This is a genomic window from Alicycliphilus sp. T452, assembly GCF_054512775.1.
This window is the reverse complement of sequence record NZ_JBTNEH010000038.1, coordinates 16,907-33,002: the sequence shown is the minus strand read 5'-3', so window position 1 is coordinate 33,002 and position 16,096 is coordinate 16,907. Positions and strand designations below refer to the sequence as shown.

Genomic DNA, 16,096 nt, shown 5'->3' with positions numbered 1-16,096 from the left:
CACGCGGCTGCCCACGCACAGGGCCAGCCGGGTGGAAGAGCTGCTACCGCATCGCTGGCAGGCTTCGAGCGCTTGAGCGATACCCGGGTGGCCGGCAAAGGTCAATATGGGATCGCCGCGCGCTTACCCTGCGCCGCGTGATCAAACGGTTGCACTTTCCGCTGGAGGTCAGTAAGCGGCCGGCCATCCCACCTTGGCTAGGCATCGGTGTGGGATGCCGCTAGATTGGCTATCGGAGGTTCAGGATGCGCCGGGCACCGCTGAGCACTATCAGCGCAATGACTGCGCCAATCACGAGGTCAGGGTACGAGGAGCCCGTCCAAGCGACCAAAACACCAGCGACTATCACCCCCGCGTTTGCGATCACATCATTCGCAGAAAAAATGTAGCTTGCCGTCATGTGGGCGCCCCGATCCCGCTTCTTGGCGATCAGCACCAGGCAGGTGACGTTGGCGATCAATGCGACCAGCCCGATACTCATCATGAGCATGGACGCCGGCTCACTTCCCACAACTGCCCGCCGAACGACCTCCAAAAGCGCGCCAAGCGCAAGCACGACTTGCAACCAACCAGCGATGTGCGCTGCCTTCATCTTCAAGGCGGCGGCGCGGCCCACCGCATAGAGCGCCAGTCCGTAGACCGCCGCATCGGCGAACATGTCAAGCGAGTCCGCTATGAGACCTGTGGACTGGGCGATCAGGCCAACGATCAACTCAAAGACAAACATCGCACCGTTGATAGCGAGCAGCAGCTTTAAGGTCCGAGCCTCAGAGGCATTCCCCTCTGCGTCTGGGGCCGTAGACTCGTCGCTTTGCACGCTGTCCAACACTTGCGCGCCGAGGTTGAGAGGGATGAGACGGCCCAGCAGCTCTTGCGTACTTCCCCCATGCTGCACGGTGAGTACACGGTCCTTCAGATCGAAGTCCAGTGCCGCAACAGCCGACGCATCGGCCAGCGCCATCCGAATGAGATTCTCCTCCGACGGGCAATCCATCTTCGGCACGGAGAAACGCGTCTTCCACTGCCCGCCTTCGGTGCGCCTCTCGCTTGTCAGCAGAACCGCACCCAAGTTCAGGGGCGTCAGCTTCTGGGCGATCCTGGCGGGCTCGCCCGAGTGCACCACCCGGAGCTGCCGATGGGCCAGATCGAAGGTCATCGGCCCAACCCCGGTCAGACCACCCAGCGCCATGCGAATGAGGTTCTCCTCGGAGGGGCAGTCCATTCCCGGAACTGAAAATGTGCTCTCCACGGAAGCAATGGCGCTTGGGGCCTCGTCGACCGTCTGCGAATTGCAACTGCTCGAGCAGCTACTGCTTTGACATGTACTCATGTCCCGTATTAGAAACCCTCAAGTAGCTGTAGAGTCAAGCGGTAGGTAGGCAAATATGAAAATCGGTGAACTATCGTCATTGGCAGGGTGCTCCGTTCCCGCGGTGCGCTTTTATGAAGCAGAGGGCCTTCTGCAGGCGCCCCTGCGGGCCGCCAACAACTATCGGCAATATGGCCAACAGCATGTCGACAGGTTGGCCTTCATCGTTCGGTGCCGCTCGCTGGACATGTCGCACGACGATATCCGGGCTCTGCTGCAGTTGCAGGACGACCCCGCCATGTCCTGCGACGAGGTCAATGCCTTGCTAGACGATCAAATGCGCTTGGTAGAGCAGCGAATCGCCGAGTTGCAGGCGCTGCGCAAGCAACTGCGTGCCATCCGCAGTACCTGTGCGGGAGGGGTATGCGTTGGCGATTGCGGTGCACTTGAATCGCTGCGCAGCGCCACTGGGGCAAGCTGGCCAACCGTTCGCTGAGCGGAGCCTCAAATAACGACATTCAGCTCGGTGCGAACCAACGATGCGGTAGCAACTCGTGAACCAGGCTAACCCGTTGCGTCGGCAAGCGAGCCAAAACGTCCTTGAGATACGCATAGGGATCATGCCCATTGAGTCGTGCTGACTGGATGAGCGTCATGACGGCTGCTGCCCTCTGACCAGCTCGTAGGCTGAGGCTGCGCGTTTGGGGACTTGCTTGTCTTGGCGGCCTGCCACTGGCGGCGTGGCCTGCTCGATCTCATCGGCCACCGCCTGCAGGTCCTCATCCAGCGATTCATCGAGCAGGCTCTTCTGCTCGGCGCTGAAGCGCTCCGACTGTGCGGCGAACTTCATGCGCTTGAGCAGCGCGTTCTCGTGCGTGAGCTTGTCGATCAGGGCCTGTTTGAAGATCACCTCTTGGCCCTGGCGCTCAATCACACCGTCTCGCTCGGCCAGCTCACCCATCAACGACAGCAGAGCCGCTCGCATCTGCTGCGGCTCCAGGGTGTCAAGGTGGTCTCCACCCCTTGGGGAATCATGATGTGAGGCCCGCGGAACCCCGCTTCGAAGCCGGCCCGATGCACGAGGGAACTCGGCCATGGTGGGTTTTCAACCTTCGAAAGCGCGACGGACTGAAACTGGCTCGCGTGCAGATATGGCAGACGGGTCACGATCTCGACCGTGGTCGTCTGGTAGTCATCATCGTCCAGCCGATTCTCTTGAGCTGGTTTGAAGCCCTGTCCGGCGGGTTTCTGGCTCCTCACCGGTGGGAGGACCGGAACGGGTCCGGTTGCATCGAGAGGCTGGATATGAGTCGGCTGAAGGCCTTGCTCAAGACCGATGACATCGCATTGCACAGTGCCCGGATGATGGAACTGCTAACGGGTGAATACAAGCGGAATGCGAAGATCATCCATATTCTGCTCGCGAAGATGGCGGAAAACCCCCTGTACGTCGCAGAGTGCGACCAAGCCATCGTGCTCGACTGGGAAAGCCATAGTCCTGCTGCCATTGACGGAAAGGCGCGGGACGTTCTGAAGCGTCTTGCTGATGGCGTGCGTCAGTTGCCAGACGATCGACCTGGTGTCATTCACATCGGTTTCGAGGCAGTCGATGGCGATGATGTCGAGCGGCTCAGATACGACAAGGTGGTCAGGACCATCACTAACTTTGACCCTCAGGGAAAGGGGCTTGAGCATGTTTATGTTCACTGGTTCGCTCCAGAAAGTTCTCCGAACAGGAGTGAAGCCTTCGATGAGACCTGCCATTGGGCTGGAAGACGACCAGAGCACCTTCGGCCGCTCCGCGATGACATGCTTGTGCTCGCCCCAGACGGTCCAACTCGAGAGGGAGTTCATTGGGACGGCATGACCCAGCAGGACTAAGGCTTTGCTATTGCCTGTACTTCGCTAGCAGCCAGTTCACCCGACCGCCGTACGCACATGTATGCTGATACCCCGGCAGCAAAGTCTCCTCGGGATCAAAGCGGTCATTGGAGACTGCGGCGCTGACTGACTGTAAACAGCCTGGAGCGGTCGTCCTTCCAGGACGCCGAAGGCCAAGCCTAGCCCCCCGCCTATCAAGGCTAATGGGGCGCGCCGTGTTCACCGAGCACGGATGACTGGTTCGCTTGGCCGTTGAATCTCAGCTACGTTATGCCTATTGGAAATGCTCAGCATATCTACGCGCCATGTCGTGGTCGCCAGCAGTTATTCGAAAATTTCGAGCAACTGATTGGGTCGACACCTTCCGCACACAAGCCCCCTCAACTCGGTAACGAACCTCAAGCAAATGCTTACCGCCCCTGGCACCTGAGCGGGTCAACCAGAGCGCCGTTGCTAGCTTCCTACTGCGATACCGATAACGTGAATGCGTTCGCAGACGCTGAAAGCTGTCCTTGACCGATCTACAGTTGAGATCGTCGCGTGACGATGTCTTCTGCCTCGCACACCTCGTCAGCTAGACACAGCGCATCGTATTTACGCAGGGTCTTCAGATCCATGAAGCCCGCTTTGTGCAGGTCGGTAGCAATGTCATGCAGTGCGGCCAGCAGCGGGCTGGCAGCCTTTTTTGCTTCCGCAGGCAGTGCAGCTTCCATTGGACGGGAACCACTCACGAGGGCATTGCAGCCTGTGTCGGAGCACCCAGTTCCGCAAAGTTGCTGATCTTCACCGCCCCATCTGGAAACCGTGCAATGACTTCCAGCTCACCCCCCATCGCTTGGATGTGGCTGCGTAGCGTTGAAAGGTACATGTCTGTGCGCTTCTCCATCTTGGCGATAGAGGGTTGCTGCACATGTAGCACATCCGCCAGCATCTTTTGCGACAGCCCCCGAGCTTGGCGCAGCTCGTGCAGTGGCATTTCATCCAGCATGGTTTGCGCGAGTTCAGCTGCTTGAGCGCGCGCTTGAGGGCTCATTGCAGCCCGCAATTCAGAAAACTTCTTAGCCATCTATTTCTCCTTCACGGCGAAGCTGGACCAGATGCTCGTCATACAACCGATCAGCGATTGGCACATGCACTTCGTACCAGCGGTCATCACCCGTCTTATCACCGCCGATCAATAAAATTGCCATTCGGCGAGGGTCAAAGGCATACAGCGTGCGAAACGGCCGACCTCCGTGCTGCGTGCGCAATTCACGCATGTGCCCGTGGCGAGAACCGTTGATACCACTGCTGTGGGGGTGTCCGAGTGAGGGGCCACGCTCTTCCAGCAACGCTACCGAAGCGGCCAAGGACACTTGCTCCTGCTCTGACAAACCTTCCCACCACGCTTCAAACTCATCGGTGTACTCAACGTCCCAAGACATAGTTAAATATAGCCTCCAAGGAATATTCCGTCAAGGGAATAGATTCGGGTTGGCTGATCCAACAGCCACTGCACGGTGTTCATAGCGAGTGCTCTGCCCACGCCTGCATCATCGCGCGTCGCTTCTCCAGCATGTCCCCGCGCCGGTAGGCTGCCTCCACCTTGTTGCCCACAATGTGCGCCAGCGCCATTTCCGCCATTTCCTGGGGGTAGTCGGTGGCTTCAGCTGCCCAGTCCCGAAACGAGGACCGAAACCCGTGCACGGTGATGTCGTCGCGCTTCATGCGCCGCAGCACGGCGGTGAGTGTCATGTCGGATAGGGGTTTGTGGTCACGCGTGCTGGGAAACACGATGTCGGTATCTGCCAGCTTGGTGTCCTTCAAAGACTCCAGCAGTTGCATGGCAGCCTCCGATAGCGGTACCCGGTGCTCTTTCCCGGCTTTCATGCGTTCGCCAGGGACGGTCCACAGTTTGTGCTCGAAGTCCACCTCGTACCAGGCCATACCGCGCACTTCGCCTGAGCGGGCGGCGGTGAGGATGGTGAACTGCAGAGCCAGCGCACCAATGCCACTTTGCTGGCGCAGCTCGGCCATGAAGGGTTTCATGTCGCGCCATGGCAGTGCAGCGAAGTGCTTTGATTTGGCGACTTTGGAGCGTGCGGGCAGCAGTGCGTCGAGGTGGCCTTTCCAGCGGGCGGGGTTATCTCCCGTGCGGTACCGGTGCACGGTGGCCCAATCGAGCACAGCTTCCAAACGGCCCCGCAGGCGCGAGGCGGTTTCTGCCTTGGTGTGCCACACCGGTTCAAGCACGCGCATGATGTGCGCGGTTTCAATCAGCGCGACATCCATCTTGCCGATGATGGGGGCTGCGTAAGTCTGCAGCGTGTTCGTCCACTGGTCGGCGTGCTTGGCGTTCTTCCAGCCAGAGCGGTGCGATTCGATGTAGCGCTCGGCGCAACTGTCGAACGTGATGGTTTTGGCTTGCTCGGCACGCGCCACGGCAGCGGCTTGGTGCTTGACTTGCATGGGGTCGATGCCTTGGCGCACCTGACGACGCCAGGCCATGGCTTTGTCGCGGGCATCGGCCAGGGAGACTTCGGGGTATGGCCCCAGTCCCGTCCAGCGCTCACGACCGTTGAAGGCGTAGCGCAAAATCCAGGACTTGGAGCCCCCTTCGGTGACTTTCAGCCACAGGCCGGCACCGTCGCCATGCAGGCCCGGCTCCTTGAGTCTGGTGGCTTGCAATTGAGTGAGTTTGTTGGCTTTGACCATGGGTGGAGTTCGACGGAGAGGAGACCCGAATTTTGGTCTCGTTATACGGAAAAGTATACGGAAAAAACACAAGATTGAGAGATGTCATCCGAAACGCCGTGAAACAACAAAAATCATAAGTCATTGTTTATATTGGGTTATTTTCTGATTTATTGAGATTTTCTGACGCAAAGTGAAACCCGGGTTCGACTGCCACCCTCTCCGCCAATATGCATAAGGGCTTGCTGCCATTCATTGGGCAGCAAGCCTTTTTTGTTTCCATCGGCCGCACGCGTGCAGTTTGTCCTGCCATCATCTGGGCCGTAGATATCGGAGGGCGGCCTTGTTCCGAAGTGCGAGCGCAAGCAACGTGACAGGCACCGGGGCGGTGTTGCTCGGCGCCTCGTGCATCGCAGCGGCTCTGGGAGGCGCGGCGCACCATCCGCTGGCGCCGGTACTGGCCCTGTCTCTGCTGTCCGCGATCGCGGCCTGGACCGTGTCGCGGCCCGCCGATCTGTGGTGCGTGCTGCCGTCCCTGCTGCCCGTGGCCAGTTTCACGCCCTGGTCGGGTTGGTGGCTGGTGGACGGGTCCGATCTGCTGGTGCTGGCGGCCATGGGCGGGGCCTACCTGCGCTGGGGCGTGGATGCATGGCGCAGTCCTGCGGCGTCGTTCGCTCGAACGCCGCCGGGCATGCGCTGGGCATACGTGGTGCTGCCGCCGCTGCTGCTGCTGGGTGTGTGGCGCGGCCTGGACGATGCGCGCGGCGCCGCATCATGGGCCACGCTGCTCGCGCAGCTGTGGAGCCAGGGGCCCTACGGGGACTACGACTTGCCCGGCAATACGCTGCGCGTGGCCAAGAGCCTGGCGTGGGGGCTGCTTTTGATGCCCGTTCTGTACCGCTGGCCCCAGGGCGCGCCGCTGCGGCTGGCGCGGGGCATGGTCGCAGGGCTGTTCCTGGTCTGCGCCGGCGTGTTGTGGGAGCGGGGCCTCTATGTGGGGTGGCTGGATTTCGGCACCAATTACCGGACTACGGCGTGGTTCTGGGAAATGCATGTCGGAGGCGCTGCGATCGACGCCTACCTGGCCATGGCCCTGCCGTTCGCATGGTGGGCAGCCTGGTCCGCCCCCCATGGCTGGCGTTGGTACGGTGCGGCGGCGCTGGTGCTGCTGTCCACCTATGCGGTGCTCACGACTTACTCCCGTGGCCTGTATCTGGCGGCGCTCGTCACCGGCGTGGCCCTGGGCGCGTTGGTACGCCGCTACCATTTCGACGCCCCGGATGACACGGCATGGCACCGCAAGGCAATGGTGTGGCTGCTGGCTGCGCTGGTCGTCGAAACCATGGGGGTCTGGCTCGGCGGGGCGTTCATGTCGGATCGCCTGGTCCGCTCGAACGTGGATCTGCACCAACGCATGGCCCATTGGAAGCGCGGTGTGGGCTTGCTGCATACGCCCGGCCAATGGATCCTGGGGCTGGGCGTGGGGCGCCTGCCGGCGCACTACAGCACGCAAACCGCCGAAGGCGCGCTTGCAGGCCGGGTGCGCTGGCTGCAAGAAGCCGACGGAAGCACCGAAGCCTGGCTTTCTGGCCCCATGCGCCCCGGCGTCAGGGGGGAACTGGCGCTGACGCAGCGTGTCGCGCTGGCACCCGGCGGCGGCTACAAGGTTCGTCTGCGTGCGCACCTGGATTCTCCGGCGTGGGTGAAGGTCCAGCTGTGCGAGCAGCACCTGCTGTATGTCTCTCGCTGCCAGCTTCGCACGCGCCAGCTGTCTGACGACAGCCGGACCGTCGGCGGCTGGATGGAACTGCCCCTGCTGGGCCCCGCTTTTGAATCGGGCAGCATCCGTCCCGCCTGGAGAGGGGGAGTGCTTTCCATCAAGGTCCTGCAGGCCAATGCGGTCATGCGACTGGAGGGGGTGGAGCTGATCGACCCTCAAGGCCGGCAGGTGCTCAAGAATCCGGCCTTCCTACTCGGCCCGCGCCACTGGAGCAGCGTCGCGTACGAGAACTTCCTGCCCTGGCACATGGACAACCTGCTGCTGGAGCTATTGGTGGAGCGCGGCCTGCTCGGCCTGCTGGTATTGGCGGCCATCGTCGTGTGGGCGCTCCTGCTGCTCGTACGCGGCATCAGAAGCCACAAACCGCTGGCCCTGATCGTGGGCGGTTCCATCGGCGCCACTCTTCTGATAGGCGCCGTGGTAAGTATCATTGAAATTCCACGTGTATCCACTATGCTTTGGTTGTTGCTTGTCGTATCACCGTTGGTGCGCGAGGACTAGCCGATCCCAGGGGGACGGGGCTGGACCCACTCCTTCAGGACGTAGCGGCGGCAAGACGGTCTGGATTGTATTTTTTGGTCTGTCCCATAGGAAGTCGATTGCCTGGGTTTCGGTGGCAGGCGATTTTGTCTCGTGTTTTTACGTCCGACGTTCGGATATTGCAGGGAATGGCAATGTTCAAGATTTTAAATCATCATTTCCGCCGAAGAATCATTCTGCAGGTCATCATGTATTCCATGGTGATCGTGAGTACCTTGATTGTTTCGCTGATGCTGCAGGGCGGAGTGGGTATATTCAATGGGGAAGTAATTTCCTCGGGGGTTATTCGTGGAGGGGGAATGGCCATCGGGATTATCGGCGTGAATTTCGCGCTTGGCCTGTACGACCGCCCCAGCAAGCTGACCGTTGGACAGGTGCGGGCCCGTGCCGTACTGTCTTTTGTTTTTTCCATGGTCATCGTGGGCAGCATTCTGCTGCTGCTTCCGCTGCAGCCGCCTTACCAGAACGAGCAAACCCTGCTGGCACTGCTGCTCATCGTTGGTGGCATGCTGATCATGCGTTTGCTGGGAAATGAAGTATTGCCAGTCTCGTACACGCGTCAACGGGTACTGATTTATGGGACGGGGGCGCGAGCATCCATTGTTGGCCAATCCTTGCTTGAAAATGATCCGAGTATCGATTTGATCGGGTATTTTCGTGGGCCGCAGGAGAAGGAGCCCGTTGTTTCGGGGCTGAATGTCGTTTCTCCTGGGAAGACGCTGACCGATGTGGTGCGGGACCATCGTGTGAATGAGATCGTGGTGGCGCTGAGTGAACGCCGGGGCGGCAGCATGCCGTTGCGAGAACTGCTCGACTGCAAGCTGCAAGGTATTCATGTGATCGACCTGGCTACCCATTTCGAGCAGCTTCTGGGGCAGATCCATCTGGAGGCGGTGTCCGCAGGGTGGTTGATTTTTGGCGATGGCTTCAAGCAAGGGATTGTTCGCTCGGTCGTCAAGCGGCTGTTCGACATCCTGGGGTCCGGCATTTTGCTGCTGGTGTCCTCTCCGGTGATGCTGGTGACGGCGCTCCTGATCTTCATCGAGAGTGGCAGGCCGATCTTTTATCGGCAGGAGCGCGTCGGGCTCAACGGTGGTGTCTTCAATGTCATCAAATTTCGCAGCATGCGGCAGGACGCGGAAAAAGATGGAACGCCGCGCTGGGCTGGTGCCGGGGATACGCGGGTGACCCGTGTCGGAAAAATCATCCGCAAGATGCGGATAGATGAATTGCCGCAGCTATTCTGTGTGCTCAAGGGGGATATGAGCCTGGTGGGGCCCAGGCCCGAGCGGCCCTATTTCGTGGAACGCCTGACGCTGGACATTCCATACTATGCCTTGCGGCATGGAATCAAGCCCGGGCTTACCGGATGGGCGCAGGTGCGCTACCACTACGGTGCGTCGATCAAGGACGCGGAGCAGAAACTGCAGTACGACCTGTACTATGTCAAGAACCACTCGTGGTTTCTGGACCTGATCATCCTGTTTGAGACCGTGGGTGTCGTCCTCACCGGCAAGGGTGCCCAGTAGGGCTGGTATTTGTTTGCGCCGTTCTGCAGGGTCAGGGGTGCGGGCGGGGAAGCAGTAATTGGAATTCGGCGCCTGCGCCGCCGCTGCTGTTCACCTGGACCCGTCCGCCATGGCGTTGCACCACGGTCTGCACCAGTGCCAGGCCCAGGCCCACACCGCCCACGCCGGGATGGCTGCCTTCGTGCAGGCGCTTGAAGGGCTGGAATAGATTGCCCTGCAACTCCGGTGCGATCCCCGGGCCCTGGTCGCGCACGGAGATCACCCAGTAGGCACCCTCGGATGCCAGCGCGCAGCGTACCGTGCTGCCGGCAGGGCTGAACTTGATGGCATTGCCCAGCACGTTGGCGATGGCGCGGCAGATCAGGCTGCGGTCGCCATGGCAGGGAGCGGCGTCGGGCAGGGCGGCCATGTGCACCTTGACGCCATGCTCCTGCGCAGCGGCCCATGCGCCGTCCACGGTTTCCTCCAGGGCGGCCGCCAAGTCGAAAGGTGCACTCTGGTAGGACTGCGCCTGGGCGCCGGCCAGTTGCACGAAGCCCTGCGCCATGGCCAGCGAGGATTGGGCATAACGCTCCATGCGCGCCAGCAGTTCCTGTTGCGGCAACTGCTCGGGGAATTCGCGGTGCATCTCGATCAGCGTGAGGATGGACGCAATCGGTGCGCGTATGTCGTGCGAGATGAAATGCAGCGCCTGGTCGCGCTGCTGCTGAGCGCGGCGCATGTCGGTCAAGTCCACCAGGGTGATGAGCCATATGGTGTTGCCGTCCTGCGTAAAGGGCTTGCACAGCATGAGCATGTGGCGTCCGTGCGCATCCCGGCCTTCCTGTTGGGGCGGGATGGCGGCCATCTGCTCCCCATTCCGCGGCAGGAGGGAGGTGGTCCCATGGGTCTGCACGAGGTTGGCCAATAGGCGCCCGATCGCCTGGCCTTGCAGGGAGTGCCGTGCCTGCACGTAGCGTTGTGCCGCTTCGTTGGCGAGGGTCACGTTGCCTTGGGCATCGCACACGAAGGTGGGCGAGGGCAGGTGCTGGAGGCTGTCGCTGACGAAATGGTGCAGCCTGCGCAGCCTGCGCGTGGCGTCTTCCACGGCGTGGATGCGCTGTTCGAGCACGTCGCCGCGCAGCAGGGGGCGCGGAGGTTCCTCGGGGAGGGGAGAGAGCCCGGCCTCCCGCAACTCGCGCATCTCCAGCTGCAGAAAATGCGCGGCGGCACTGAGCCTGCGCCAGCTCCACAAGGGGTACGCCATGGCCACGCCGACCATGGCCGGAGCGGCGGCAAGCTGCCATCCCCACAGTGCAGGCGCAAGCGCCGCAGTCGCCAGGGTGCCTATGAAAAGGGCCGTGCAGGACATCAGGCCAGCCAGCGGCCCCAGCAGCACGATGGCCAGCAGTGCCAGGACTGTGGGCGCGAGGTTGAAGCCCATGTCCCAGCCCATGGGCGCCGGCCGAATGCGTGATTGCGCAAGCTCGGCATTGAGCGCGTGGGCGATCATCTCCACCCCGGCAATGCGCTCGGCCTGTGCCGCCATGGGCACGGCGAACATGTCTCCCAAACCGGTGGCGCTGGCGCCCACGAGGACGTATTTGTCGCGCAGCGCGCCGGCTGGCAGCCGGCCCTTGAGCACATCGATGTAGGCATAGGTGGTGAATGGCCCGCCTGCAAAGCGCAGGATTTGCAGATCCTGGCGTGTCCAGGGCCCGCCGGCGGGGGCCGCGTTGCCGCGGCAGTCCGGCAGCGCCCGGCCCGCGGCGCACAGCATTGCCGTACTGAAATGGGGCCAGGGCGCGTCCCGCGGGCCTTCGGTCCGGTACAGGCTGCGCGCCACGCCGTCGGAATCCACCTGGGCCTGCACATGGCCCAGCTGGGCGGTGGCACGGCGCAGCAGCGGCAGCGGCGCATCGGCCGCGCTGTGCGTGCCCAGGTCGCGCCGGGCCACGGGCAGCACGGCGTGGCCGCTGCGCTCCAGCGCCCGGGCCAGCAGCAAGTCGTCGCCGGGGTAGTCGGCGTCTTCCTCGCCGAACAGGATGTCCAGCCCCAGGGCGCGCGGCGATTGTGCGGAGATCTGCTCGATGAGCTGTGCATGCAGCGCGCGGCGCCAGGGCCAGCGGCCGATGGCCTCGATGCTGCGGTCGTCGATGGCGATGATGACGATGTCTGGATGCGCGGAAAGCGTGTTCAGGCGCATGCCTGCGTCCTGCACCAGATGGTCGATGCGGCGCAGGGTGCCGCTGGCGCACAGCCAGGCCACAAGGCACAGCACGGCCATCGACAGCATGACCCATTCGCGGCGCAGATTGGCGCGGCCGCCGACCTCTGAGAACCTGTTCACGATCTTTTCATGGGGCCCGGGGCCGCGGGGGTTGCCCTGCCGGCCGCTCAGGGGCGCGACAGCGGCTGCCCATCGGAGGACGTCACGGGCAGGCCCGACTGTGTTTGCACGGCCGCCTGCACGCGCAGCAGGCGCGGGGTGGAGAAGCTGCTTTCCAGGCCCGAGGGGTCGCGCGTTTGTATGCGCACGAAGTACGCGCCCGGCGCCAGGCCGGTGGAGGCCCACGCGGGCGTGTCCAGGCGCTCGTCCACCAGCGGCGTGGCGAAGTCGTCGGTGGCCGCGACCTGCAGGCGATAGCTCTGGCCCGGTTCGCCAGGCCAGCGCAGCCGAAGGCCGGGTCCGTCGCCGCCGGACTGCAGGGCGGCGGCGCTGGGCGCGCTGGGATTGTTGGCCACCGTGAAGGGCTGGCCTGGGGCGTAGGGGCCCTGGTCGCTGGCTCCGCCGGGCAGCTCGCGCACGCTGGCCGCGCGCCAGTAGTAGCGGCCCGGCGCCAGCGCAGCCACCCGCGCGCCGCACTGATGGGTACTGGTTTCGTCCAGCAGCGGCGCCGCAAAGCCTGCATCGGCGGCCACCTGGATGCGGTAGCGCGTGACGCCGGCGACGGGGGTGCACAGCAATTCGCCCTGCGTGCGCGATACCGTGCCGCCCGGCGCAGGGGCCTGGTGCAGCGGCGGCACTGGATGCGCCTTGATGGTGAGGGCACGCTGCGCCACCTTGCCCGGCAGGCCGCTGTCGTCGATCGCGCGTACCGACAAGTGGTAGCTGCCATCCTCGAGAGCCGGAAAACGTACCTGGGGCGCGCTGAAGGTGCCGCTGCGCAGCGTCTGGATGAAATCCGCGTCGTGTGCGACCTGCACCTGATACGCCACGGCGGTGGGCACCGGTGCAAGCGCAAGGGAAAGGAAGTCGGCGTCGTGCGTGGAGGCTGGCAGGGCGGAGAGGTCGGGCGCCGGCAGCAGCGCGCGCGGTGTGCCCACCTGGCCATCGGCCGCCACGGCCACGCCGTGGCCCGCGTCCAGCAGCGTCGCTGCCGTGGCTGGCGCGGACATGCCGGCGAGCCGTGGCTCCACGGAGAGTGCGCCTGCGGTCACGGCCGCGAGGGTGCGGTCATCCTGCGCCAGGGTGACGGCGAAGCGCGTACCGCGCACGCTGGTCGAGGCCTTGGGCGTGCGCACCTGGAAGCGCCGTGCGCCGTCGCGGCTGGGCGGCACGGAGGACTCCACGCTGCCGCGGCGAAGTTCCAGCACGGACTGGGCGTCGCCCGCGCGGCCGCGCCGCCGCAGTTGCTGCAGCTGCAAGTCCGTGCCGGCCTGCACGCGGATCAGCGTGCCGTCGGCCAGGCGTACGGTGACGAAAGAGTCTGGCGCCACCTGCAGGCGCGCGCCTTCGTCCAGGGACTGGCCGGCTTGCAGTGGCGTGGCGCCGGCGCCCGCAGGGGGCGTGGCGCTCGCCTGCCCGTGCACGAAATCCACCTGGGCGGAGCCCGCGGGCAGCAGCCGGGCAGGGATGCGCAGCACCGAGCCCGGCCGCAGCCGGTGGGGATCGGCCACACGGTTGTAGGCCTGCAGTTGCGGCCACAGCCGCGGGGTGTCCAGGTAGTGCGTGGACAAGGCCTCCAGCGTGTCGCCCGGCCGCACCCGGTGTTCGAGGTCCTGTGTCGTGGCATATGCGCCGCAGTGGGCTGCCGCAGCCCAGATGGCCAGCGCCATGGGGGCCGCATGGCGTCCCCTTCGTGCTTGTGAAGTGACCAAGTCGTGAACCTCTCTCGAAGCGTTGTCGCGCGGCGCCCGGTCCTGATGGACGGGGCGCATCCGCATGCTTCTGGTTTCCGATATTACCGGGACGGGCCGCTGTCTTCGGATGCCGCCTCGCCGGGGTTCGGCTTGACGGTCTCGAAGCGATACCCCACGCCGTAGACGGCCGTGATCATGTACCCGTTGGAAGGGCGCAGGTCCAGCAGGCTGCGCAGGCGCGAGATGTGCGTGTCCAGCGAGCGCGAGATGACCTCGGCGCTGTGGCCCCAGATGATTTCGCGCAGGTGGTCGCGCGAGAGCAGCCGCCCGATGTTCTGGAACAGGAACAGCGCCAGCTCGTATTCCCGCGCCTTGAGCTCCACGGGCACGCCATCCATCTCCAGGCTGCGGGTGGCGGGCACGAAGCGGTAGCGGCCGAATTCCAGCACGCCCTTGGCGTTGCTCGGGTAGGCGCGGCGCAGCAGCGCCTGTATGCGGGCCATGAGTTCGCCCACGCGTACGGGTTTGACCATGAAATCGTCGGCGCCGCTGGCCAGGCCTTGCACGATGTCGCGCTCCTCCTGGCGGTTGGTGACGAACAGAATGGGCAGCTCGGAACCCAGTTGCTCGCGTACCCAGGCCACGATCTCCGGGCCCTGGATGTCGGGCAACTGCCAGTCCACGATCAGCAGATCGAAGGTCTCGCGCCGCAAATCCTTGAGCAGGGCCGCACCCGTGGTGTAGGTGCGGCAGACATGGCCCATGTCGGCCAAGGTACGGGCAAAGAGTTCGAGCTGGAGCGTGTCGTCGTCCAATGCCGCAATGCGCATGGCACTCCTTGCAGACGGGGGTATTGCGAATCTGAAAAGCCTCCATCCATGACCCCTTCGGGTGGAGGCTGATGGGCTGTCATTACAACGCGTTAGCCGCGGATTCTAATAGTTTTTGACTTCCAATGATCAGATGGCAAGCGAAGAAGGCTATTGATTCGGGGTGAAGCGCCCCGCTCAGGCGTTGGCAGCGTCGGCCAGCGCCTGCAGCGCGGCGGACACCTCGCCGGCGTCCACGCCTGCCACCGGTGCCAGCTGCGGCGCCAGGGCCTGCAGGGCGCCGGCTTCCTTCTGCAGGCGGGCGATGGCCTGGCCGGCGTCGCGCGGCGCGGCGAAGCCGGTGCTTTGCAGCAGCAGCCGGCCGTCGGCGGCCACGAGCTTGAAGTAGAACTTGCCGTCCGCCTCGCGATACTGCTTGAACGCGGGCAGAGCGGCCTTGCCGGCCTTCTGCGCGCCCTGGGCCTGGGGCTGCGCGGCGCTCAGGGGGCGCAGGCCCACGGCGGCGCGCAGTGTCTGCAGGAAGGGGCGGGCGATGGCGCGGGCGCGCCCGGCGCCGATCTGCAGCGCCGCCTCGACCTTCTCGGGGTGGGCCATCAGGTCGTCGTAGTGCGCGCGCATGGGGGCGATCTCGCGGTCGATGCATTCGAACAGCATCTGCTTGGCGTCGCCCCAGGCGATGCCGTCGGCATATGCGCGGCGCATGGCGGCGGTCTGCTCGGGCGTGGCGAAGGCCTGGTAGATCTGGAACAGGGCCGAGCCCTCGACTTCCTTGGGCTCGCCCGGCGCGCGCGAGTCGGTGACGATGGAGCCTATGAGCTTCCTGAGCTGCGCGGGCGCGCAGAACAGCGGGATGGTGTTGTCGTAGCTCTTGCTCATCTTGCGCCCGTCCAGGCCGAGCAGCGTGGCCACGTTGTCCTCGATGGCGGCCTCGGGCAGCGTGAAGTGCTCGCCGTACAGGTGGTTGAAGCTGGCGGCCATGTCGCGCGCCATCTCGATGTGCTGGATCTGGTCGCGGCCCACGGGCACCCGGTGGGCGTTGAACAGCAGGATGTCGGCCGCCATCAGCACGGGGTACATGAACAGGCCGGCGGTGACGCCGTCGTCGCTCTCGCGTCCGGCCTCGGCGTTCTTGTCCTGCGCGGCCTTGTAGGCATGGGCGCGGTTGAGCAGGCCCTTGCCGGTCACGCAGGTCAGGAACCACGTGAGCTCGGGGATCTCGGGGATGTCCGACTGGCGGTAGAACGTGATCCGCTCGGGGTCCAGCCCCGCGGCCAGCCAGCTGGCGGCGATCTCCAGCGTGGAGCGGTGCACGCGCTCGGGCTCCTGGCACTTGATGAGCGCGTGGTAGTCGGCCAGGAAGTAGAAGTTCTCCACCCCCGGCACGCGGGTGGCGGCGATGGCCGGGCGCATCATGCCCGCGTAGTTGCCCAGGTGCGGGGTGCCGGAGGGCGTGATGCCGGTGAGAAAACGCGTGGTGGTCATGGAAAGATGT

At 64.0% G+C, this 16,096-nt stretch carries 13 protein-coding genes and 2 pseudogenes; 4 read left to right on the top strand and 11 right to left on the bottom strand.

The window, feature by feature from the left end; genetic code table 11:
* Positions 1-229 precede the first annotated feature (229 nt).
* Positions 230-1,330 (bottom strand): cation transporter, encoded by a 1,101-nt coding sequence (locus ACX12L_RS21770; protein ID WP_077446928.1) that lies wholly within the window; start codon positions 1,328-1,330, stop codon positions 230-232.
* Between the two features lie 55 nt (positions 1,331-1,385).
* Here ACX12L_RS21770 and cadR point away from each other — a divergent pair, with 55 nt between their 5' ends.
* A complete protein-coding gene (gene cadR / locus ACX12L_RS21765; RefSeq protein ID WP_010791743.1) occupies positions 1,386-1,805 on the top strand; it encodes a Cd(II)/Pb(II)-responsive transcriptional regulator in 420 nt (139 codons plus the stop codon).
* Positions 1,806-1,827: 22 nt separating this feature from the next.
* Here the strand turns inward: cadR and ACX12L_RS21760 are convergent.
* Positions 1,828-1,998, bottom strand: a pseudogene (locus ACX12L_RS21760) (transposase domain-containing protein); the annotation flags it as partial.
* A 46-nt stretch (positions 1,999-2,044) separates the two neighbouring features.
* A pseudogene (locus ACX12L_RS21755) lies at positions 2,045-2,270 on the bottom strand (transposase domain-containing protein); the annotation flags it as partial.
* Positions 2,271-2,383: 113 nt separating this feature from the next.
* Between ACX12L_RS21755 and ACX12L_RS21750 the strand changes: the two are divergent.
* Positions 2,384-3,190 carry a hypothetical protein gene (locus ACX12L_RS21750; RefSeq protein ID WP_459264445.1) on the top strand — a complete coding sequence of 269 codons (807 nt, stop codon included), beginning with the start codon at positions 2,384-2,386 and terminating at the stop codon, positions 3,188-3,190.
* 521 nt (positions 3,191-3,711) lie between these two features.
* Here ACX12L_RS21750 and ACX12L_RS21745 read toward each other — a convergent pair.
* The 4 genes from ACX12L_RS21745 to ACX12L_RS21730 form a co-directional block, all read right to left on the bottom strand.
* Positions 3,712-3,903, bottom strand: coding sequence for a hypothetical protein (locus ACX12L_RS21745; protein ID WP_312844324.1), 192 nt, complete (start codon positions 3,901-3,903; stop codon positions 3,712-3,714).
* A 14-nt stretch (positions 3,904-3,917) separates the two neighbouring features.
* Positions 3,918-4,256 (bottom strand): XRE family transcriptional regulator, encoded by a 339-nt coding sequence (locus ACX12L_RS21740; RefSeq protein WP_409830560.1) that lies wholly within the window; start codon positions 4,254-4,256, stop codon positions 3,918-3,920.
* Positions 4,249-4,614, bottom strand: a complete 366-nt coding sequence (locus ACX12L_RS21735; RefSeq protein ID WP_317702402.1) for a type II toxin-antitoxin system RelE/ParE family toxin — start codon at positions 4,612-4,614, stop codon at positions 4,249-4,251. The genes ACX12L_RS21740 and ACX12L_RS21735 overlap by 8 nt, the downstream gene beginning before the upstream one ends.
* Positions 4,615-4,693: 79 nt before the next feature.
* Positions 4,694-5,884 carry a tyrosine-type recombinase/integrase gene (locus ACX12L_RS21730; protein WP_459264444.1) on the bottom strand — a complete coding sequence of 397 codons (1,191 nt, stop codon included), beginning with the start codon at positions 5,882-5,884 and terminating at the stop codon, positions 4,694-4,696.
* 322 nt (positions 5,885-6,206) lie between these two features.
* On the opposite strand from ACX12L_RS21730, the gene ACX12L_RS21725 reads away from it, so the two are divergent.
* Together ACX12L_RS21725 and ACX12L_RS21720 are read left to right on the top strand one after the other, a co-directional pair.
* Complete coding sequence (locus ACX12L_RS21725; RefSeq protein ID WP_459264443.1) at positions 6,207-8,144, top strand: O-antigen ligase family protein; 1,938 nt, start codon at positions 6,207-6,209, stop codon at positions 8,142-8,144.
* A gap of 167 nt (positions 8,145-8,311) precedes the next feature.
* Complete coding sequence (locus ACX12L_RS21720; protein ID WP_459264442.1) at positions 8,312-9,712, top strand: TIGR03013 family XrtA/PEP-CTERM system glycosyltransferase; 1,401 nt, start codon at positions 8,312-8,314, stop codon at positions 9,710-9,712.
* Between the two features lie 31 nt (positions 9,713-9,743).
* Here ACX12L_RS21720 and ACX12L_RS21715 read toward each other — a convergent pair whose 3' ends face one another.
* The 4 genes from ACX12L_RS21715 to ACX12L_RS21700 all read right to left on the bottom strand — a co-directional run bounded on the left by ACX12L_RS21715 (position 9,744) and on the right by ACX12L_RS21700 (position 16,086).
* A complete protein-coding gene (locus ACX12L_RS21715; RefSeq protein ID WP_459264441.1) occupies positions 9,744-12,041 on the bottom strand; it encodes a CHASE2 domain-containing protein in 2,298 nt (765 codons plus the stop codon).
* A gap of 47 nt (positions 12,042-12,088) precedes the next feature.
* Entirely contained in the window at positions 12,089-13,750 is a 1,662-nt protein-coding gene (locus ACX12L_RS21710; protein ID WP_459264440.1) for a FecR domain-containing protein, read from the bottom strand.
* A gap of 125 nt (positions 13,751-13,875) precedes the next feature.
* A complete protein-coding gene (locus ACX12L_RS21705; RefSeq protein ID WP_459264439.1) occupies positions 13,876-14,604 on the bottom strand; it encodes a response regulator transcription factor in 729 nt (242 codons plus the stop codon).
* A 177-nt stretch (positions 14,605-14,781) separates the two neighbouring features.
* A complete protein-coding gene (locus ACX12L_RS21700) occupies positions 14,782-16,086 on the bottom strand; it encodes a tryptophan--tRNA ligase (protein WP_459264438.1) in 1,305 nt (434 codons plus the stop codon).
* Between the last annotated feature and the right edge of the window lie 10 nt (positions 16,087-16,096).